This window comes from Proteus alimentorum, from assembly GCF_002607735.1.
In the GTDB taxonomy this organism is placed as follows: domain Bacteria; phylum Pseudomonadota; class Gammaproteobacteria; order Enterobacterales; family Enterobacteriaceae; genus Proteus; species Proteus alimentorum.
The window spans coordinates 525,238-545,695 of the sequence record NZ_NBVR01000031.1; the positions used below are offsets into that span (position 1 = coordinate 525,238).

The following is a 20,458-nucleotide window of genomic DNA, read 5'->3' on the forward strand; positions in this document are numbered from 1 at the left end:
AAGATTATTTATTCAGGGGATTGGGTGACAATCTGTGAATATGTTGTTTGATTGATGCGATGCATGACATTAATATCTTCAGGCATTTCTGAAGCATTACTCGTCTCAACAGCTAATGATGAAAAAGCTGATGCATAGCGTAACGCATAAGAAAACTGCTTTCCTTTTGCCAACGAGGCAGCGAGCGCACCATTAAAAGCATCACCTGCCCCTGCTGTATTTTTTACAACTGCCGGATATGCCGGCGAGTAAATATACTTACATCCGTCATAAGCTAACGAACCTTTACTACCTAGCGTAATAACCACCTTATTTACGCCTTGCTGATAAATAGAAACTGCAGCATTTTTTGCAGATCCTAAATCGAGTACTTCTATTCCAGATAATAAGCTAGCTTCCGTTTCATTTGGTGTTAATACATCTATCATTGGAAGTAATTCATTAACTATTTTGTTATAAGGTGCTGGGTTGAGAATAATAGGAATATTATTTTCATTTCCAATCGCAATAATTTCTTTTAATGCTTCAATGTTCGTTTCTAATTGAAGTAAAATTATATCCGCATCAATAATTTTATCTTTCTGTATTTTCACTTCATCCGCAGAAATATCCATATTAGAACCAGAGTAAATAGAAATAATATTCTCTCCACTCTCTTCCGAAACAAAAATAGATGCAGTTCCGGTTTGGAAATTTTCAGTCTGATATATCGTTGATGTTTTTATTCTAGATGACGATATAAAATTAACTGCATAATCACTAAATTGATCAGTACCTATCTTCGTAATAAAATGCACTTGTGCATCAGCATAACTCGCTGCCAATGCTTGGTTACAGCCTTTACCTCCTGGTGAGAAGATAAATTTATTCGACAATAAGGATTCCCCGGCTTCTGGCAATCTAGGAAGATAACTAATCATATCAACATTAAATGAACCCAGTACGCACACCTTATTTATTGCTGTCTTGTTTACTAAATCGTTTTTATCAATTTGATCATTACATTCTAGAAATTGTATAATTTCTTTCTTGGCTACTTTATCTAATGTTTCAAATTCTATAAAAGCGCCACCATGGCATCTTTTTATAATTCCTTTTTCTGCTAGTGTATTTAAATCTGATCGTATTGTTTCTTTGGTAACATCAAGTTCTTTAGCCAAAACAGAAACTTTTACTGCACCATTACCTTTAATCAGATTAATTATTTTTTTATGACGTTCTGCTTTCATTTAATGTTACCTCTATGGCAACAACTTTAGTTTATTAGTTGTTATGGGATTGTGATTACAATCATATGTTATTTATTAAAAGCAAAAAAAAGCAGAAATACAAAAATAAAAAACAAAAAGAAACAGAAATAAAAAATGATAACAGTAAGATTATTTAATAAATAAATTTGGTGTTTATTTCTTTTTTAGAAAAAATTGAATCAATTTATAACGTCGTTTTAACTTATTTACCATAAAGAAATTTAATACTATTTTTTGCTTTTCAACAGAAAATAATATTAAAAAATTACATATAAAAATAAAATTCACTTTTATAAATAAGACATTACAAAAAAATCATTTTATATTTCTATAAAATACCCATAATAATGCTTAAATAAAACACAATCTAATTGAATCGAGCAATGCATTAATTATTTTTATCATCACTGATTTTTAAAACGCATTTACCATAAAGAAATTCTAATCATTAAACACCAAAGAAAACGACACCTTTTTACCAAAGAACGTAAATTACTTAAGTAATACAAAAGCAACGCTTAAAACACACTCAATTTTCACATTTCATTTTTGCTATAGAGATCACATTTTATAATCTAGAAACACCTTTCTAATAAAGGAAATATCGATAGTTTGTTTCCCTTTTCAATTTTATGCACTTCTTTTACTACAAATTTGCTATCACTCTTTGTCTATTTAGTGCATCAATAGGTCAAACTTTGATTTTGTTTTGTAAATGAGGAAGCTCTCCTACCCTTTCTACCCATGATTCATAAACACTATTTATATCATCAATCCACTTAATGTTAGATATTACAACCACAAAAGATAAATAATTAGATTATAAACCCAATAACTTAAACAAAATAAAAATTTAACACTGATAAGTTTTGTCAAATAACCTTTTTATTAGAAACATTTTGACATACTTATTTCCTCGCATTCATCCCCTTTTATGCCTACTTTTATTAATAACGTCAGACAAAATATGTACGACAAACAAAAAGCACAACGTAAAATAAGGATATATCAATGAAAATAAAATCACTCATCGCAATCTCATTATTAAGCGCTAGCTTTTCTCTTTTTGCCGCAGAGAGTTCAACATCATCTGCCAATATTCAGGCTCAAGGAGTTATTCAAACTCAAAAAGAGTTGAACAACTATGAGAAACTCATGATAGAAAAAGTTTGGATAACAACAGACGCTATCGACGAAAAAGGCAATAAAACAACCGCTGATAACGCACAAGTCAGCAACTATTTTGGCCTTGCTGAATATTATCCTAATGGCACCTTTATTATGTTTACACCTGAAGGTAAACAGAAAATGCAAGGCGATTGGTCAATGTCAGATGATGGCAAAGTACGTACTTTAGTCGCAAAAGACACCGAAGGAAAAACACTATTCACGCGTGATGTAGAAAATATCACGGTTAAAAATGATGAATATACTTATCGTATTTATCCAAATGCAGATGATCGCAATGTTTATTTCGATATCATTCATCATGTTAAAAAATAAATCTAACTCATTGTTTTAACAAGAAATAAATTACCCTCAAATAAAAAAGGCTATTTTGTTTTTACAAAATAGCCTTTACTTTATTTTCTTATAACGTGTTTATTACGTAATAATTCGGGCAATAACTAAACATAAAATGTAATAAAATTAAAGTAATGCTTGTGATTTTCCTTCGATCCAATATATCACTTTATGCGCTTCTTCTGGTGTTGGTACTTCCAATTTACTCAACATGCGTTCCATTACTTTAGCTGGCACAGCTTCGTTTCTCGCATTATTTTGCCTTTGCCATTGCGCATAAGGGACTTCAATATAAACCAATGTAATTTTTGCATTATAACGATAAAACAAAGAGATAAGTTGATCTCGCATTTTTCTTGTAATATTGGTGGCATTCCAAACAAAAGGTTTATGCTCTCGTAAATAAATACGAGCTTGTTCTTTTGCTTGCTGAGCTATCCAACCATTAGCATCTCTGTTATCAGGCTTAATATTATGCTGGCGACGGAGATCATCTAAACTTACAATCGGAAGATCCGCACAATATTGACGAATAAAGGTATCTTTTCCCATACCAGGTAATCCGCATAACACCGTAACTTCACTTCCTTTTTCAGGATAAGGCTCATAATTGCAATCTGAACTATTTTCTGTATAAAAATAGTGAAAGCGAGCATCATCTGAAGGGAATGGAGCCGCGCTGCGCCAACAATTTAGCTCTTCACAATAAAGTGTAAATAATGCAATTTTATCAAAAAGTGCCTGCTTATCTTCACAATCTCGCCCTAAAACATCAGCTTTAGCTAATAATGCCAATAAATAGCAATCAACTCTTAATGATGCAGCGAGTAGTGCTTTTTTAGGATCTGGTTTATCCATCACCCACAACGGTAAACCATGAAAGCGAACTAAAGCCGCAATATGTTCTCTATCAGCAAAGCTTACAGGTACTTTTTCATATAGAAAAAGACGCGTTGTTAATTCACCTTTACGTGCATGACCCGGTGAAACAATACGCCCCTCTTCTTCGCGAGTTGTCGAACGTTTTTCTACATCATGAAGTAGTGCCGAGATCCATAAAATTTGCTGTTCTCTTTCAGTTAACGTCTTATATTCTGGCAATAATTTAACTGAATTGATTACTCTTTGTGTATGTATCGCCACATCACCTTCTGCATGATGAACAGGATCTTGCATAACACCAGCCATATCACTCATTTCATCATACAGCTCACAGAGATGTTCCCATGACATTTCAGTGTGTAATTTATTATGAAGCATCATTGAGACTCCTGTGTTTTTTCCCAAATTAAAGGGGCTCGCCGCCAATTCTTTTTCCAATGGACATCTGTTTTAACATGATCTTTTCTAACATATTTAAAAACACGATGTGAAAAATCATCTAAAGAAAATGACTGTGCATCTCGTGTAACAATGCCTTCCATTGGGCTTGTTTTTTGCGTTAAAACATCATGTGATTGAAAGAAACTTGCCTGTTTAGCTTGTGAAACAATCATATCTTCAAAATCAGTTTTATTCAGACAGTTAGGCAGTTTAATTTCTGGCACAGTTGGAAGATCAAACAAAGAAGCATAAAACTGCACTTCTTCCCAACTTAGCCATTTATCTTTATAACGAACCGCAAACACATAAAAATAGTCTTCTAGGTGTGCATATTCAATGGAATGAATGGCATATAGATTTTCACCAAAAATATCTAACTCACCTAAATCATTTTTCATCATTTGCCAACGCTGACGCAATTGAGATGTCCACGCTGATTGTGTTGGGGTCGCATGCGAACGTGCGAAAACGCCCATTTTATTTAGGCAATTATTTTCTCCATCTAGTTTTTCTGTATGGATAAGTTGTTTTATTTGGCAAATATCCTGCCACCATTGCGCATTTATCCGATCGTCGTTCGTTGTGCCCGGTGAAAAAGGATAGTGATAGGTTCTATCATATTTTTGTGATTGATTATTCATTATTTAATACTCATTAAGTAACAGAAGCTCTACCAAATTCAAAGAGAAACTCGGTAAGTTAATTTTTCTGTATGTGCACTATTCCTTCAGTGCCTTAATGTGTATTACATAATAACAACCTACAATAAAGAGAAGTGAAAAATAAATAAGTGGCTATGTTAACCATAAGCTTAGTAGAGTGCTAGATAAATAATCCTTTTTATCTCTTATATTGTTTTTTGCTTAATTTTCAAATCGAATATAGGAGGAAGCATGTACAATGATCTTCAAGGAAAAGTCGCTGTCGTTACGGGGTCATCAAGAGGAATTGGTGCTGCTGTCGTGTCACGATTAGTCGCTGAAGGAATGAATGTCGTGATTAACTATCATTCTGATAAAAAAGAGGCTCAATGCCTTGCCGATGATTTAAATAAATTAAATTTAGGTAAAGCCATTATTTTTGGGGGTGATATTAGCAACGAAGATGTTGCCCATAATTTTATTTATTGTGCCATCAACCATTTCGGTAAGCTCGATCTTCTTATTAATAATGCGGGTATTGAAACACAAACACCTTCTCATGCCGTTGATTTAGCTGATTGGCGTAAAATTATAGATGTAAATTTAACTAGTTACTTTCTTACCGCCCGCTCCGCGCTAAGATATTTTGTAGAAAATAAAATTCAAGGCAATATCATTAATATGTCTTCAGTTCATGAAATTATTCCTTGGCCCACATTTGCAAGTTACGCAGCAAGTAAAGGTGGAGTAAGAATGCTGACTCAATCTCTCGCTCTTGAATATGCAAGTAAGGGTATTAGAATTAATTCAATTGGTCCTGGAGCAATAAATACCCCCATCAACCAAGAAAAAATGCAAGATGATACGCTTCGTAAAGAATTAGAAGATATGATCCCCATGAAATATGCTGCTGAGCCAGAGGTCGTTGCCAATGTAGCCGCTTGGTTAGCATCTGAACAATCAACCTATATTACAGGACAGACTATTTTTATTGATGGAGGAATGACACTTTATTCCTCTTTTCAGTCTGGTAAAGGTTAATTGACAATAAAGTTCCCACTTTCTTTTTTACTAGAAAGTGGGATACATCATTAATTACTCTCGTTCTAAATAAAGCACAACATTTTCAGAGTTAATCAAATTATCTGGAAAAATAAGCTCTCTATCTAAAATAAATGGTATATCTAGTTTTCGAGCTCCCTTGTAAATAGAATTATTCTCTTTTCACCATGCCATTGCGACGAGTTCAGCCCAATAAACACCTAGTCTTAAGTAAATACTAAATATAAGTTTTTTTACCTGCATTTATCTAATTAACAAACATCATTTAAATTAATCTTTCATAGAAAATATCAATTTGATATTACAAATAACAATATTACAACAATTAAATAAACTAAAAACAATCCTATTTGTTTTCACAATATATCACAGCGTGTTATTGCCTAATATTTAGGTCATTCTCCTATAACACATTGCAAAAAAATACAAATAAACACTAGGAAAATTGTGATCACATACACCTTTTTGCATCATTAATGCTATTTAAGAAAAATAGAAACTGCTTTTCTATCAACAAATAGGTAATCTAGCGGTCTGATTTTGATGACCAAACATGAATAGTTAAAAGGATATTTTATGTTTACTTCACAGCTCATGCTGGTCGGTTATGTGTTGTTGGTAAGTCCTTGTGGAAATGATTCTTGTGATGCAGTTCCTGTTACAGAAACAATTTATACTAAAGATGAATGCACAACACGACTTAACTACTTAAAACAAAAAAGACCTGACCTTATTATTTTCTGTGGAGAAGTCTTGAGAGATCCTGAAATTACTGATGAAAACCCTTATCTCACCCCTCCAGATAGTGCAGATGACGTTTTCAAAATTAAGTAATTAATCTATTCTTAATTTTATGATTAAGATAAAATACAATTTAATTTGTTTTCTTTTTACGATATACTCTTTGTACTTGAATATGTAAGGACACGTATTAGGAGTCACTAATGTCTATTGCGAAACGTACCAAAGATAAACGCATTGCGTTAGGTTTAACACAATCAGAACTCGCTACTTTAGCGAGTACAACACAGCAATCCATAGAACAGTTAGAAAGTGGTAAAACTAAACGTCCCCGTTTTTTACCTGAGTTAGCAAAAGCATTAAATTGTGATTTAGCTTGGCTACTCGAAGGTGAAGAACAGCCGAATGCAACTTCTGAAATTCCACCAGAGAATGAATGGCAACCTGTGAGTGAATGGGACAGTAATACCCCTTTAGGTGTAGATGAGGTGGAAATACCCTATTTTAAAAGTATCGAACTCGCAGCGGGTGACGGTTGTTGTACTAACGAAGATCATAATGGATATAAATTGAGATTTTCAAAGAGCACATTACGCCGTTATGGCGCGTCTTCTCAGAACGTTATTTGCTTTTCTGTTTATGGCGATAGTATGTCACCTGTTATTCCAAATGGCTCAACAGTCACTGTCGATACAGGCAACACACGTATTGTTGATGGTGGAATTTATGCTATTGAACAAGATGCCTTATTTAGAATCAAACTGCTCTATCGTCAACCAGGTGGTAAATTGATTATACGTAGCTATAATAAAGACGAATTTCCTGATGAATCAGCGGAAACGGATTCTGTAAAAATTATGGGTCGCATTATCCATTGGTCAGTAATGGCTTGGTAATTAATAAGCAAAGCAATAATTTCATAGTATAGAATTTTCAGTAACAACTTGTCCTTTAGACAATAAAACCGTTTTATCTGCTAGCGCTCTGATTTCACGAGGTTCATGAGTAACCATGATCATCGTTATTTCCTTAGACTTTAAGGAATCAATTAAATCCCAAAGCTGATAACGCGTTTCCCAATCCAAACTCGAAAAAGGTTCATCCAGTAGTAAAAGTTTGGGTTGGCTAATAAGAGCTCTTGCCAATGCGACTCGTTGTTGCTCCCCTCCTGAAATTTGATGAGGATAACGTGTAGCGAGATGCGCAATCCCCATTTGCTCTAATATCGCCTTTTCTCTCTCCTTGCTTCGTTTCTGTTTTGCACCATATTGTGCTAGCCATAAATTTTGTGTCACAGTCATAAATGGAAATAAATAGAGCCGTTGATTTAAATATCGACAAGAGCGCAACCATACTGGTTGTTCATTTATATTTTTATCTGCAAGATAGATATCACCAGAGTATGAAGTATATCCAGCAATCGCATTTAAAAGTGTTGTTTTACCACTTCCAGATGTACCACTTATTCCTAAACATGTTCCTTTTTCTACGTTCAACGAAACATTTTTTAATATACCCGTGGTTAATGAATGAATTTCTAGCATGATCCTTTCCTTTCTCGCTGTAAACGATGTAACGCAAATAATAAAGTAATCGCGATAGCGATAAGAACAAGCGCACAACCTATTGCCAGAGTGAAGTCTCCACTGGCGATATTTAAATAAATTGCCATAGGCAATGTTTCTGTTTTTAATCTTGTTGCACCAGCTAACATTAACGTAGCGCCAAATTCACCTAAGGCTCTAGAAAATGCAATAATGCTTCCACTCATTAAAGCCGGCCAACACAGTGGTATTTCAATAAGGAAAAATGTCTTTGTTGGCGTTAATCCTAAATTTTGTGCAGTTTGAATATAAGCGGGATCAACAGACTTAAAAGCAGAGAGGCTATTTCTCATAATAATCGCACTAGCGACATATGTTTGAGCAATAATAATACCCAATGGTGAAAAAAGAGAGCGAGATAACTCAGGAAAAACACCTGTTAAAGGTCCCTGATTTCCTAACAATAATAATAATCCAATACCGATAACTAATGGAGGAGTAACTAAAGGCAGATCTAATAACGCATCAATAAAACGATGTCCTTTAAAAGGAATTCTTGCCATTGCCCATGCGGCGGGTACACCTAAGATAATTGCCAGACATAAAGAAGTTAACGCTGTACTGAGTGACATACCAATAGCGAAATGAAATTCAGGATCGGTAATAACTTGCCTCAATTCAACATAAGAAAGTTGGCATATCAGTGCAATTAGCGATCCCAAGATCAGAAATAACAATGAAAAAAGTGGAATTAATGCCCATCGAAACACGTTATTTCCTTTTTTAAGATAAATATTTATTTTGCTGTAATAATGAAAAAAGCCACCAGTGAGTTGGTGGCGAAAAAACACAATTTATGTGAGAAAAAAATCTATGGTTTCGAAATTACAGGAAGAAAACCATAATCAGTAAAAGCCTTTATCCCTTCAGCGCGAGTAAAATAATCAGCAAGTAATTGTGCTTCTTTCGGATTTGCTGATGTTTTTAAAACAGCCAGTGTTGCCACTTCTTCTGGACTACCTTCAGGAACTGGAAGTAAAACGAGTTTATCTTGATTTTTCATTGCATCTGCATATCCAATAATGGCAGCATCCACTTCCCCATTTAATAAATACATAAGCAATTGTTTAATGGTTGCAGTGCGTACAACAACTTTATCTCGTAGTTTATCGCCTTCGCCTGATGCATCAATAAGTTGCTCGCCACTTTTTCCTAATGCGATAGCTTTAGCATCACCCATACCTAGTTTTAATGAACTATTCGCAAGATCTTCCAGTGTTTTAATATCACCCACTTTATCTTTACGTACAGCAATAACTGGAATATGGCGAACAATAGAATATTGATTAATGACTTGGCCTTCTTTATCTAACTTTTCCACATAATCTTGTGACCCAGGGAAGAATAAATCCCCCTGCTTAGTTAAATTAAAGCGTGTTAATATTTGACCTGAACCGCCATACTCAATAGTGACTTTGTTCCCTGTCTCTTTTTCAAATACACTCACAACTTGCTCTACGGGTTGTTTCAATCCTGCACCAGCATAAAGATGAAGCTCAGCTGCAAATGTATTATGACAAATTAATCCTAACGCTAGTCCTAAACCAGCAAGCAATTGGCGTTTCATAAAAAGGGTGATCCTAACTATCGTTATATAATTTTTTATATAATGAATGATATAAGTGTTTAAGGCAATAGGCTCATATAAAAAAAGATAAAAATGTTAACAACTTATCATTTTTATCTTTTTCTTTATGTGTGAGCTTTACAAAAGAAACTGATCAAAATAAATGCTTTGAATACTTTATTTTTATCAGGGCTGAGTAGATCTTAAATAGTGTTTTACCAACAAATCCTCGCTTTCACGAGGATTTTATTACTAATTATCTAGCTCTAATAATGCCAGCGCGGTCACTTCATCAATCACAATATCAGTGGCATAACCTCCTTTTATCGCCCCTATTGTTGCCTGAATATTTTCCACACCACCCGCAATAAAAAGTCGCTGTGTTATTTGTCTTAATTGAGCAAGGCTTATTCCCATAATCCTGAGGTCAATATCAGAAACCAAAGGATTGCCTTGCGCATCATAAAAACGTCCACAAATTACACCAACAGCACCCAAATCACGATATTGGGCCATCTCACTGCTCGTTAAAACACCCGTTGTGACCAAAGGATTATCATCCAATGTATTACCGACCACAAAAAGCGCTTTATTACACTGATTTAGCGCTGAAAAATTGCGCCTAATAATAGGTTCAGCTTGAAGTTCCATTGCGAGGCGCGCACTAGAAACCACCGCAGGCACATGCAAATTGATACTGCACCCTGACAACTTGTTTGCGATTAACGCGGCTGCTTCTGTTGTTTTAAAATCAGGCTGTGGCGCTACTGCACCTATCATTTGTAGCACTGTGATATTTTTTAATGACTTGGGTGGAAGATAATTACCCAATTTATAAATTGTTCGTCCCCAAGCAACACCTAAAATATCATCGTCATTAATTATCTGAGAAAGATACATCGCTCCTGCTTTCGCTAATCTTTCTCTGTTCATATTTAAAGTATGTTGCGATTTATTCTTTTCTTCATCAGGTAAAATAAGCACATTATTAAGATCGAATTTTGCTTTTATTCTAATGGCATAATCAATCGTAGAAAATACTGATGAATCCAAGTTAATATTTACGAATCCTTTTTCTCTAGCTAGATGCAAATATTTCACGACGGTGACACGAGAAACACCCATAATATTTGCAACTTCACTTTGGCTGAGTCCGTCCTGATAGTAAAGCCACGCAGCATAGAGAACGGGATCATTATCAAATAAACTCGCGTTTTTTAGCGAATTATTATCCATTTCAAACCCCACAAATTTTTATAAATCTTATGACTAATTAGTTTATTTTATATTAGAGATATTATTAAAGATAAAAATGCCTTTAGCCAAATTAAGCCTTATAACACAAATAGATACATTTCATTAATCTACTAATAATATCGGCACCCTGATATTTTTCTTTACTACAAGAACCTTATAATACGTAAAAAGCCCTTAATAATGCCGTAAACAGTTCATATAGAGAAAGTTTTTTTTGAAAATACTGTTTTATTTCGCTAAAAATAAAAATATTAGCTTTAAGTTTTAAAAAGTTTTATTTTGATAAAATTAAAATCACCCAAGCCTTATTGTTGCTATGAAAAATCAAATTAATTTTAGAAGGAAAAACAATGATAATTGCCTACTCAACAGCACCAAATGAAAAAATCGCTAATGAGATTGCTCACTACCTCATCAATACCAAACTTGCTGCTTGTGTAAATTTAATACCTCAAGTTAAATCTATTTATCACTGGAACAATGAAATTGTTGAAGATAATGAAATACTTATGATGATAAAATCCGAAAAAAGTAAACAGCAAAAATTAATTGATACTCTTGTCGAAATACATCCTTATGATACTCCTGAAGTGATTATAATACCGATTGAAAATGGTTTTAAAGGTTATTTAAATTGGATTCATACCTCCTTGAATTAATATAACGTTAAAATTTTAACAAGATTTCTTTTTTAATATCTTTTTCAAAAAAATGATAATTAATTGTAAATTACAGTATCTTGTATCATCTCAATTATGAGACAAATAACCCGTCGTTAATATTAAGATAAATTTCTTATTTTTAATTATGCCAAGTATTTGAAATACACTTTATAAGTGTAAATATTTTAATTTCGAATAACGATAATATATATGGTTAATTAAATTTCAAATAGAAAATATTTATCTTTTAGTCTGAGTAATTTTAAAAAATTAGAAAAGTATAGAGAAAATAGCCTTTAATGCTAAATTAATAAACTTACCAACATCTTATTCTTTTTATTTTCTGTTATAATCAATAGACTTTCTCTAAATTACATGCAAAAAGGAGTGAGTTGTGAAAACAAACAGAGTCGCAAGACGTATTTTAGGTTTACCTTATAATTTAAGTCGGTCTAAAAAGAAAGTGCGTTTTTCCATTATTGCCTCTACAAACGCTGAAAATGTACCTGCAGAGTTAAAAAATACAGCTAAAGTCTGTTTAAAACAGGACTTCAGAAAAAAAGCAGCGCACAAACACATATATATGAAGTTAACAGATGCTTATCCAGAGTATCTTGCAACTAATTAATATTTTTATATGCAAATACTATTTAATAAATATTTTCGTATTTAATTTGTATACTTAAAATATTAAAAATAGCATATCCCTTACGTTACGTAAGGGATATTAGTTCACTCGTTCAGTTCATTTTTCTACTCTTTATAGAGCTCTTTTCTTATATTTATAAGAGCAACTTCTGCAATTGAAGGCTCAATTTCATCAGGCAACAGGCTTAGTTTAAATGCACTCTTAATAGTCTTAATCAGAATTTCACTACGTTCTAATAATTCATCATAACTAAACTGACCGGCTTTAATTGCTAATAATTCATCTCTATTATCACACCAAACCTTTACTTTCCCATCTTTTGCGATCCCTAATGCAATATAGAGTAACCTAAAGGTGTGCATCATATTCTTACTATCGTAATTTCTTCCATGATCGATATTTTGTTGGTAACGAGCATCATTACGTTGCTCAACCCACTGCCAATATTCATGATATTGCTTGCAATATGCACTATAACCTTCTTTATTAAAGCTAAGATAGCCTTCTAGTTTTGCTGTTTTAGAAATACTACTTAGCAATACATCATTCGCGTTCTCTTTTTTTATTATTCCTTGATAAGGCATTTTATCATCATAATAAATTGCATAAATATCTTGAGCATGGGTAAGCTTTGTTAACCCAATATGCTCTTGTTTCCAATCTCTATTTTCTAACCAAGCATTGATTAATATTGTTTTTCCATCTTCGATGACATAACAAAAATCGAGAATAGTTTTTAATTTTTTTTCGACCGGATTTACTATTTTTTTGTTTAGTCCTTGAGCTTTCTTAATCTGCCCTTGTGCATAATGCACAAATGTTTGAACACACGTTTTAGACAAAAACCATTCTGGTTTTATCAATGACATTAAAGGATGTCGATAAATAACCACATGTTCAGGAGAATTAAGTAGCTCTAAAATATTAGGATTAGATGCACACAATAGCTCTATAAATCTTCCAAGCTCATAATAGACAATATCGTTGGTTTCATTACTTACTTGTGGTGTGTATTCCAGCCCATAAAAAAGATCTTTAGGAAGATAAAAGACACCTTTAATATCTGTATCTGATGTTTCCGTCGCAAGATTATGCGAACGACTTCCAGCGATACTTTCAAATAAAAGGTAAGGTTTTATATCTTCAATAGTCAGTTTCATCTAATTTTTTCCTAAACCAATTATTTAAAATATCATTATCTGGTACTGCTCTTTTGGTCAATTGAACATTTGTCTCTTGCCATAAAAAAATCACTAGATGTTGCATCGCATTTTTTGGAACCCAAGTAAAATGTTCATTTTTATCTGATTTAAATTCCACTAATTCTTTGATGTTTTTTTGTTCTTCGACAGTTAAAATTTTCATCAGCTTATCCAATTCCATAGGCGGAATATCGCCCGTTTTCACGGTCCAATAAGCAGATAAAAGAGAACGTAGCATATAAAACCATTTTTTTAATTTTATGGGCTCTGCACTAATCTTATTTTTAGCATTATTATCAGGAGAATATCCACTCACAACTTTAGCAATTCCTCTGTAATGATGAACAATCACTTTGGGTTGATAATAGAGTTTTGCAAGCTCAAATAACTCTTTTTGAACATTCGGATATTGTTGATAAATTATTGGCGATTGGAGCCATTCTAGTAATATACAGTTCGATTTACGTAATAAGTGTAGTGCCTTGGTAATATCCCAAGCGCCTACATCAAACCAACTATTTTCTATCCATTCGAAGGTTTCTTTAGGTTTATCAATAGAAAGATAAGCATTGCGAGGCCGTATAAAAATACCTCGCACATCATAATCACTATCTGTTGAGGCAAATCCCCAAGCTCGACTACCACTTTCAGCAACATAAAGTAATTTAACTTGATACTCTTGCTCTATTTGCGGGAGTTTTTTTAATATCTCATTATGCATGATGTCCTTATCTCCTTATTGTTATTTTTTCGCTAATTTACATCTTAGTGCTAATATTCTATGGTTATAACACAGACATTCGCCAATACAAACTTGGCCAATTTTTATTTTTTCATGTGTAATTGATTGGTCTATAAATTGAAATGCTCACCTCACAACAAGCACAAGATATCGTTCTTAATCACTGTCACTCATCACTTTGTGATGAACGGTTTGCTATTTATTTTTGTGAGTTATCGCCGAAACAAGATTTTTGGATAATCCGTTGCAACTCTGAACGTTATATTATTTATAATCAACTAGAGCATTGTTATGTTGGTGTAAATGCCTATTTAGTGAATACCTCTACGGGTAAAATTGATATCGTTGGCAGTGGAGAAAGTGTCGAAGATTTTCTGCAAGAAATCTATGATGCTCAAACTGCTGATAGTCAGTTCTATCTTCTTCGCCCCACTTTTTCTAAAGATAACAAAATCGCATTACTTAATTTAAAACAATGGCTAGAATGCGGATATACCGACATTATTAATTTACTCACCATTAATAGAAGTTGGTTTACTGGTAAACACCGTAATTTACAGCATGTACAAGCATTATTAAATAAGCGGAATATTGAAACTGAAATTGTTCTCGTGGATAAAACCGAGAATGCCATTATCGTCGATAATAGTATATGGTTTGAAGAGGATATTAAAAAAGAATTAAAAAAGGTTATTGTTATTGGGTTTTAATGATTTATTTAAAACATTAAGAATAGCATTCGTCATGAAAGCTATTCTTATCTATTTATATTATTGGAAATGTGATTTTTCTATATCAAACCCTGATAAGTCAAATTTATATTGGACCTTACCACCTTGATACGCATTTAGTTCAATAATTGCTTTATTTGCATTTTTTAGTTGTTCAAAAAAGACCTTGGGTTCAAAAACAAAAACAATATTGTCTCCTCCTTGTTGAGGAAGATACTCCTTGCTCAATATTTCATTATTATCAAATTTAATTGAAAACTGGCAATTCTCATATTCAGTTAATTCACCACAATAAAATTGTCCATTTATCATTTCAAGAAGTACATATTGTGTATCTAGATGTTTTCTTAAAATTATTCTCAGTTGGTTTTCTTCATAAGGAAAACCCAAGTTATTTATATTGCTAGATAAATTACCAGAGAAATAAAAAGATGTATCTCTTAATTCATCTTTTTTCTCAGAATATTGCCAATTAGAAGCATTAGCACCAAAAGAAGCAATTATTATTAATATAAATAGAATGTTTCGCATTAAAAATCCTCAGTATTATAAAAATATGCTATTCATAAAAAACAATTTTCAATAATAACAAATTTTAAAATAGTCAAATGGCTTAATAAGCTAGATTTTAATGCTATTCTTTGTATAAGAACTGTAGTCTTTTAACCATAGAAAAACACCCCAAAGTTGGTGTCCAACTTTTGGGGTGCAGTTCACTTATTGATGGCTCTTGGTTTTTTAACCTTTATCAACTATTGCTGATAAACGGTATTTTATTCCCACTCAATTGTTGCCGGTGGTTTACCGCTGATATCATAAACAACACGGGAAATCCCACTCACTTCATTGATAATGCGGTTAGAAACACGGCCTAAGAAGTCATATGGTAAATGAGCCCAATGCGCTGTCATAAAGTCCACAGTTTCAACTGCACGTAATGAAACAACCCAGTCATATTTACGACCGTCGCCCATAACGCCCACTGAGCGCACAGGTAAGAACACGGTAAATGCTTGGCTTACTTTGTTATATAGGTCTGCTTTATGCAATTCTTCAATAAAGATAGCATCAGCACGGCGTAATAAATCACAGTACTCTTTCTTGATCTCACCTAATACACGAACCCCTAAACCTGGTCCTGGGAATGGGTGACGATAAAGCATGTTGTATGGTAAACCTAATTCTAAACCAATCTTACGTACTTCATCTTTAAACAGTTCTTTTAATGGCTCAACTAAGCCCAGCTTCATATCTTCAGGTAAACCACCCACGTTATGGTGTGATTTAATCACATGAGCTTTACCTGTTGCTGATGCGGCTGATTCAATCACATCAGGATAGATAGTACCTTGTGCTAACCATTTAACTTGTGGCTGTTTAGCGGCTTCTTCATCAAAGATTTCAATGAATGTATGACCAATGATTTTGCGTTTTTTCTCAGGATCATTTTCGCCTTTCAACGCAGTTAAGAAACGTTCTTCCGCTTCAACATGGATAATATTTAGGTCAAATTTACCTTTAAACATTTCCATGACTTGTTCTGCTTCATTCAGACGTAATAAGCCGTTATCAACAAATACACATGTTAAACGCTTACCAATCGCACGGTTTAACAGTAGTGCAGTCACTGAAGAGTCAACACCGCCTGATAACGCTAAAATAACGTGATCATCACCAATTTGCTCTTTTAAACGAGCAACAGTATCTTCAATAATTGCGGCAGAAGTCCACAGCGCATCACAACCACAGATATCTAAAACAAAACGTTTTAAAATCGCTAAACCTTGATGGGTGTGTGTGACTTCTGGGTGGAATTGAACACCATAAAAACGTTTCTCTTCATTCGCCATAATAGCAAATGGGCAAGTTTCAGTGCTGGCGACTGTTACAAAGTCTGAAGGAATAGCAGTAACTTTGTCACCATGGCTCATCCACACATCTAATAATGGTTTACCATCTTCACTAACTGAATCTTGAATATCATTGAACAGTGCACAAGTTTCACGAATTTCAACTTGTGAATAACCAAACTCACGCTCACCAGAAACTTCAACGTCGCCACCCAATTGCATGGACATTGTTTGCATACCGTAGCAAATACCTAATACAGGAACACCTGCATTAAATACGTACTCTGGTGCGCGAGGGCTGTTGTCTTCTGTCGTACTTTCAGGGCCACCAGACAGAATAATACCATTAGGATTAAATTCACGAATTTGTTCTTCTGTTACATCCCATGCCCAAAGTTCACAATAGACACCGATTTCACGAATACGACGTGCGATCAGTTGCGTGTATTGTGAGCCGAAATCAAGGATAAGAATGCGATGATTATGGATATTTGCTGTCATTTGTGGTGAATTCCAAAACAGATAAAGTCATAAAGTTGAAAGGCTTGCTCATTTATAATCAAAACAAAGTAATAACTAAAACAAGCCTTTCTCGGAATAAATTACATACCTAAGCGATAGTTAGGCGATTCTTTCGTGATGGTCACATCATGAACATGGCTTTCTTGAATACCTGCACCACTGATACGAACAAATTCAGCTTTGGTATTCAACTCTTTAATTGTTGCACAGCCTGTTAAGCCCATGCATGAGCGTAGACCACCCATTTGTTGGTGAACGATAGTTTTCAATAAACCTTTATAAGCAACACGGCCTTCGATACCTTCTGGCACTAATTTGTCTGCTGCATTATCAGTTTGGAAGTAGCGATCTGATGAACCTTTAGACATTGCACCTAATGAACCCATACCACGATAGGATTTATAAGAACGGCCTTGGAATAATTCGATTTCGCCCGGAGATTCTTCAGTGCCTGCAAACATTGAACCAACCATAACGCAAGCTGCACCTGCTGCTAATGCTTTTGCAATATCGCCAGAGAAACGAATACCACCATCTGCAATGACAGGAATGTTGCGATCTTTCAGTGCTTCAACGGCATCTGCAATAGCAGTAATTTGTGGTACACCAACCCCCGTTACGATACGAGTTGTACAAATTGAACCAGGGCCAATACCTACTTTAACCGCACTTACACCCGCATCTGCCAGTGCTAAAGCACCTTCTGCGGTTGCAACGTTGCCACCAATAATAGGTAGATTTGGATATAATGCACGAGTATCACGAATGCGCTGTAATACGCCTTCAGAGTGACCATGAGAAGAGTCAATAAGTAAAACGTCAACGCCAGCGGCAACTAATGCTGCTACACGCTCTTCGTTACCGGCACCAGCACCAACAGCAGCACCGACACGTAAACGACCGTGTTCGTCTTTACATGCGTTTGGTTTACGTTCTGCTTTTTTGAAGTCTTTTACAGTGATCATGCCTTTCAGGTGAAAGTGGTTATCAACCACTAAGGCTTTCTCTACACGTTTTTCATGCATTCTTTGCATAACAACATCGCGTGCTTCGCCTTCTTGTACAGTCACTAAACGATCTTTAGGTGTCATTACCGCAGTAACGGGTTGGTCTAAATCAGTAACAAAACGAACATCACGACCCGTAATAATACCCACTAATTCGTTGTCATTAGTCACAACTGGGTAACCCGCAAAGCCATTGCGTTCAGTCATTGCTTGAACTTCACGTAAAGAAGTTTCTGGAGTTACGGTGATAGGATCAGTGACAACACCACTTTCATGTTTTTTCACACGACGAACTTCTTCAGCTTGACGTTCGATAGACATGTTTTTGTGGATAAAACCAATTCCACCTTCTTGAGCTAATGCGATAGCTAAAGGCGCTTCAGTCACAGTATCCATTGCAGCAGAAAGCATAGGAACATTTAGGCGGATGGTTTCAGTCAGTTGAGTAGACAAGTCGGCAGTATTAGGAAGAACAGTGGAGTGTGCAGGAACTAACAAAACATCATCAAATGTAAGTGCTTCTTTTTTAATTCGTAACATAGCAATATCTCACCAAGGCGGCTTTTAGGAAATAGAAAATATTGCCGCGGCATTATACACACCGTAATCGGTTGCTTCTAGCTTTTTTTCAAAATTTTTATTGATCCTGCCACTAACTTAGGTAGTATCAATCAATTAAGTCTTTGTTTTAAAATTTGATCTGGCTCACATGACACTACCGATAAACAATAATATTTTTACTGTTAGCCGTCTAAATAAGACCGTTCGCCAGTTATTAGAGATGGAAATGGGTCGCATTTGGATCAGCGCTGAAATTTCCAATTTTACTCAACCCTCTTCTGGCCACTGGTATTTTACGTTAAAGGATACTCATGCCCAAATTAGAGCGGCGATGTTTCGTGGACAAAATACTAAAGTCACTTTTCGCCCTCAACATGGACAGCAAGTTTTAGTTCGCGCAACCATTACATTGTATGAACCACGAGGCGATTACCAATTGATTGTTGAGAGTATGCAACCTGCAGGTGACGGACTCTTACAACAACAATTTGAGCTATTAAAACAAAAACTCAGTGCAGAGGGGTTATTTGATGCTATTCATAAAAAACCCCTACCATCACCCGCTAAACAGATTGGGGTGATCACGTCTTCAACCGGTGCCGCATTGCACGATATTTTAAATATTCTTCGCCGTCGTGATCCCTCTTTGCCTGTCCTGATTTACCCGACTGCAGTTCAAGGTGCTGAAGCGCCTATGCAGATTGTTCATGCCATCGAACTTGCTAACCGCCGTAAAGAGTGTGATGTTTTAATTGTTGGTCGTGGTGGCGGTTCGTTAGAAGATCTCTGGGCATTTAATGATGAACGCGTTGCCCGCGCGATTTTTGCCAGTGAAATCCCGATTGTAAGTGCAGTTGGTCATGAAACCGATGTGACCATTGCTGATTTTATTGCTGACCTTAGAGCGCCAACCCCCTCTGCTGCGGCAGAGCTTATTAGTCGTAACAAACTTGAGCTATTGCGCCAATTACAATCGCAGCAACAACGCCTTGAAATGGCAATGGATTACTATTTAGCAAAAAAATTACGCGCAATCACACAACTTCATCATCGTTTACAGCAACAGCATCCTCATTTACGTCTTGCTCGTCAGCAAAATGTATTAGCTTCCACACAACAGCGTTTAGTTTCTAGTTTTCAGCGGTTATTGCAAGCTAAGCAACATCAACAGACACAACTGCAAAAACGCCTAAGTTACCAAGATCCTAGTTCCCAAATTCAGGCATTACTTCGCCAACAACAGCAGTTGATTTACCGTATGAGAGAAAGTATTTCACAACAGTTATCTCGTCAACGTGAACAGTTTGCTATTAGCTGTTCTCGTTTAGAAAGTGTGAGTCCTCTCGCAACGCTTTCTCGCGGTTACAGTATTAGCGAAACAGAGTCTGGAGAAGTGCTGAAAAATACCAAACAAGTGAAAGTGGGCGATCCATTAAAAACCCGTGTTGAAGATGGTTGGATCACCAGTGAAGTGGTTAAGACACAAAAAATAAGAGCAAAGCGTAAAACAACCACTAAAAGTGACAATTAACCCCAGCTTCTTATTTAATTCGATACAAAAGA

General features: G+C 34.9%; 20 protein-coding genes. 8 read left to right on the forward strand and 12 right to left on the reverse strand.

The window, feature by feature from the left end; genetic code table 11:
- Positions 1-8: 8 nt before the first annotated feature.
- Entirely contained in the window at positions 9-1,229 is a 1,221-nt protein-coding gene (locus tag B6258_RS12985) for a PfkB family carbohydrate kinase (protein WP_099075590.1), read from the reverse strand.
- 1,032 nt (positions 1,230-2,261) lie between these two features.
- On the opposite strand from B6258_RS12985, the gene B6258_RS12990 reads away from it, so the two are divergent.
- Entirely contained in the window at positions 2,262-2,753 is a 492-nt protein-coding gene (locus B6258_RS12990; protein ID WP_099075591.1) for a DUF4822 domain-containing protein, read from the forward strand.
- Between the two features lie 147 nt (positions 2,754-2,900).
- Here B6258_RS12990 and B6258_RS12995 read toward each other — a convergent pair whose 3' ends face one another.
- The gene (locus tag B6258_RS12995; RefSeq protein WP_099075592.1) at positions 2,901-4,037 is read right to left on the reverse strand and encodes an AAA family ATPase; all 1,137 of its coding nucleotides are present in this window, start codon (positions 4,035-4,037) and stop codon (positions 2,901-2,903) included.
- Positions 4,034-4,738: an RNA ligase family protein gene (locus tag B6258_RS13000; protein ID WP_099075593.1), complete on the reverse strand. Its 705-nt coding sequence runs from the start codon at positions 4,736-4,738 to the stop codon at positions 4,034-4,036. The genes B6258_RS12995 and B6258_RS13000 overlap by 4 nt, the downstream gene beginning before the upstream one ends.
- Positions 4,739-4,990: 252 nt before the next feature.
- Between B6258_RS13000 and B6258_RS13005 the strand changes: the two genes are divergently transcribed.
- The 3 genes from B6258_RS13005 (at position 4,991) to B6258_RS13015 (ending at position 7,437) form a co-directional block, all read left to right on the forward strand.
- A complete protein-coding gene (locus B6258_RS13005) occupies positions 4,991-5,779 on the forward strand; it encodes a glucose 1-dehydrogenase (protein ID WP_099075594.1) in 789 nt (262 codons plus the stop codon).
- A gap of 597 nt (positions 5,780-6,376) precedes the next feature.
- Positions 6,377-6,634 carry a hypothetical protein gene (locus B6258_RS13010; protein ID WP_099075595.1) on the forward strand — a complete coding sequence of 86 codons (258 nt, stop codon included), beginning with the start codon at positions 6,377-6,379 and terminating at the stop codon, positions 6,632-6,634.
- Between the two features lie 110 nt (positions 6,635-6,744).
- Positions 6,745-7,437 carry an XRE family transcriptional regulator gene (locus B6258_RS13015; protein ID WP_099075596.1) on the forward strand — a complete coding sequence of 231 codons (693 nt, stop codon included), beginning with the start codon at positions 6,745-6,747 and terminating at the stop codon, positions 7,435-7,437.
- A gap of 21 nt (positions 7,438-7,458) precedes the next feature.
- Here the strand turns inward: B6258_RS13015 and B6258_RS13020 are convergent, their stop codons facing one another.
- From B6258_RS13020 to B6258_RS13035, 4 genes are all read right to left on the reverse strand, one after another.
- Positions 7,459-8,085: an ABC transporter ATP-binding protein gene (locus B6258_RS13020; RefSeq protein WP_099075597.1), complete on the reverse strand. Its 627-nt coding sequence runs from the start codon at positions 8,083-8,085 to the stop codon at positions 7,459-7,461.
- Positions 8,079-8,855 carry an ABC transporter permease gene (locus B6258_RS13025; RefSeq protein ID WP_099075598.1) on the reverse strand — a complete coding sequence of 259 codons (777 nt, stop codon included), beginning with the start codon at positions 8,853-8,855 and terminating at the stop codon, positions 8,079-8,081. Before B6258_RS13025 ends, B6258_RS13020 begins: the two co-directional genes overlap by 7 nt.
- A 101-nt stretch (positions 8,856-8,956) precedes the next feature.
- Complete coding sequence (gene modA / locus B6258_RS13030; RefSeq protein ID WP_099075599.1) at positions 8,957-9,712, reverse strand: molybdate ABC transporter substrate-binding protein; 756 nt, start codon at positions 9,710-9,712, stop codon at positions 8,957-8,959.
- 252 nt (positions 9,713-9,964) lie between these two features.
- Entirely contained in the window at positions 9,965-10,948 is a 984-nt protein-coding gene (locus B6258_RS13035; protein WP_099075600.1) for a sugar-binding transcriptional regulator, read from the reverse strand.
- Between the two features lie 371 nt (positions 10,949-11,319).
- Between B6258_RS13035 and cutA the strand changes: the two genes are divergently transcribed.
- Both cutA and sra read left to right on the forward strand, forming a co-directional pair.
- The gene (gene cutA, locus B6258_RS13040) at positions 11,320-11,628 is read left to right on the forward strand and encodes a divalent-cation tolerance protein CutA (protein ID WP_099075601.1); all 309 of its coding nucleotides are present in this window, start codon (positions 11,320-11,322) and stop codon (positions 11,626-11,628) included.
- A 397-nt stretch (positions 11,629-12,025) separates the two neighbouring features.
- Positions 12,026-12,259 carry a stationary-phase-induced ribosome-associated protein gene (gene sra / locus B6258_RS13045; protein ID WP_099075602.1) on the forward strand — a complete coding sequence of 78 codons (234 nt, stop codon included), beginning with the start codon at positions 12,026-12,028 and terminating at the stop codon, positions 12,257-12,259.
- A 125-nt stretch (positions 12,260-12,384) separates the two neighbouring features.
- Here sra and B6258_RS13050 read toward each other — a convergent pair whose 3' ends face one another.
- Positions 12,385-13,440 (reverse strand): DNA polymerase beta superfamily protein, encoded by a 1,056-nt coding sequence (locus B6258_RS13050; RefSeq protein WP_099075603.1) that lies wholly within the window; start codon positions 13,438-13,440, stop codon positions 12,385-12,387.
- Complete coding sequence (locus B6258_RS13055; protein ID WP_099075604.1) at positions 13,424-14,203, reverse strand: nucleotidyltransferase domain-containing protein; 780 nt, start codon at positions 14,201-14,203, stop codon at positions 13,424-13,426. The genes B6258_RS13050 and B6258_RS13055 overlap by 17 nt, the downstream gene beginning before the upstream one ends.
- A 143-nt stretch (positions 14,204-14,346) precedes the next feature.
- On the opposite strand from B6258_RS13055, the gene B6258_RS13060 reads away from it, so the two are divergent.
- A complete protein-coding gene (locus tag B6258_RS13060; protein ID WP_099075605.1) occupies positions 14,347-14,934 on the forward strand; it encodes a hypothetical protein in 588 nt (195 codons plus the stop codon).
- Positions 14,935-14,994: 60 nt separating this feature from the next.
- On the opposite strand, the gene B6258_RS13065 is transcribed toward B6258_RS13060, so the two are convergent.
- From B6258_RS13065 to guaB, 3 genes are all read right to left on the reverse strand, one after another.
- The gene (locus tag B6258_RS13065) at positions 14,995-15,486 is read right to left on the reverse strand and encodes a hypothetical protein (protein ID WP_099075606.1); all 492 of its coding nucleotides are present in this window, start codon (positions 15,484-15,486) and stop codon (positions 14,995-14,997) included.
- Positions 15,487-15,728: 242 nt separating this feature from the next.
- Complete coding sequence (guaA, locus tag B6258_RS13070) at positions 15,729-17,306, reverse strand: glutamine-hydrolyzing GMP synthase (protein WP_099075607.1); 1,578 nt, start codon at positions 17,304-17,306, stop codon at positions 15,729-15,731.
- Between the two features lie 101 nt (positions 17,307-17,407).
- Complete coding sequence (gene guaB / locus B6258_RS13075; RefSeq protein ID WP_099075608.1) at positions 17,408-18,874, reverse strand: IMP dehydrogenase; 1,467 nt, start codon at positions 18,872-18,874, stop codon at positions 17,408-17,410.
- Between the two features lie 169 nt (positions 18,875-19,043).
- On the opposite strand from guaB, the gene xseA reads away from it, so the two are divergent.
- Entirely contained in the window at positions 19,044-20,426 is a 1,383-nt protein-coding gene (gene xseA / locus B6258_RS13080; RefSeq protein ID WP_099075609.1) for an exodeoxyribonuclease VII large subunit, read from the forward strand.
- Positions 20,427-20,458: the final 32 nt, after the last annotated feature.

Coding starts and splice junctions, on each gene's coding strand:
- B6258_RS12985 (WP_099075590.1), bottom strand. CDS start 1,229: ATGAAAGCAGAACGTCATAAAAAAATAATTAATCTGATTAAAGGTAAT.
- B6258_RS12990 (WP_099075591.1), top strand. CDS start 2,262: ATGAAAATAAAATCACTCATCGCAATCTCATTATTAAGCGCTAGCTTT.
- B6258_RS12995 (WP_099075592.1), bottom strand. CDS start 4,037: ATGATGCTTCATAATAAATTACACACTGAAATGTCATGGGAACATCTC.
- B6258_RS13000 (WP_099075593.1), bottom strand. CDS start 4,738: ATGAATAATCAATCACAAAAATATGATAGAACCTATCACTATCCTTTT.
- B6258_RS13005 (WP_099075594.1), top strand. CDS start 4,991: ATGTACAATGATCTTCAAGGAAAAGTCGCTGTCGTTACGGGGTCATCA.
- B6258_RS13010 (WP_099075595.1), top strand. CDS start 6,377: ATGTTTACTTCACAGCTCATGCTGGTCGGTTATGTGTTGTTGGTAAGT.
- B6258_RS13015 (WP_099075596.1), top strand. CDS start 6,745: ATGTCTATTGCGAAACGTACCAAAGATAAACGCATTGCGTTAGGTTTA.
- B6258_RS13020 (WP_099075597.1), bottom strand. CDS start 8,085: ATGCTAGAAATTCATTCATTAACCACGGGTATATTAAAAAATGTTTCG.
- modA (WP_099075599.1), bottom strand. CDS start 9,712: ATGAAACGCCAATTGCTTGCTGGTTTAGGACTAGCGTTAGGATTAATT.
- B6258_RS13035 (WP_099075600.1), bottom strand. CDS start 10,948: ATGGATAATAATTCGCTAAAAAACGCGAGTTTATTTGATAATGATCCC.
- cutA (WP_099075601.1), top strand. CDS start 11,320: ATGATAATTGCCTACTCAACAGCACCAAATGAAAAAATCGCTAATGAG.
- B6258_RS13050 (WP_099075603.1), bottom strand. CDS start 13,440: ATGAAACTGACTATTGAAGATATAAAACCTTACCTTTTATTTGAAAGT.
- B6258_RS13055 (WP_099075604.1), bottom strand. CDS start 14,203: ATGCATAATGAGATATTAAAAAAACTCCCGCAAATAGAGCAAGAGTAT.
- B6258_RS13060 (WP_099075605.1), top strand. CDS start 14,347: ATGCTCACCTCACAACAAGCACAAGATATCGTTCTTAATCACTGTCAC.
- B6258_RS13065 (WP_099075606.1), bottom strand. CDS start 15,486: ATGCGAAACATTCTATTTATATTAATAATAATTGCTTCTTTTGGTGCT.
- guaA (WP_099075607.1), bottom strand. CDS start 17,306: ATGACAGCAAATATCCATAATCATCGCATTCTTATCCTTGATTTCGGC.
- guaB (WP_099075608.1), bottom strand. CDS start 18,874: ATGTTACGAATTAAAAAAGAAGCACTTACATTTGATGATGTTTTGTTA.
- xseA (WP_099075609.1), top strand. CDS start 19,044: ATGACACTACCGATAAACAATAATATTTTTACTGTTAGCCGTCTAAAT.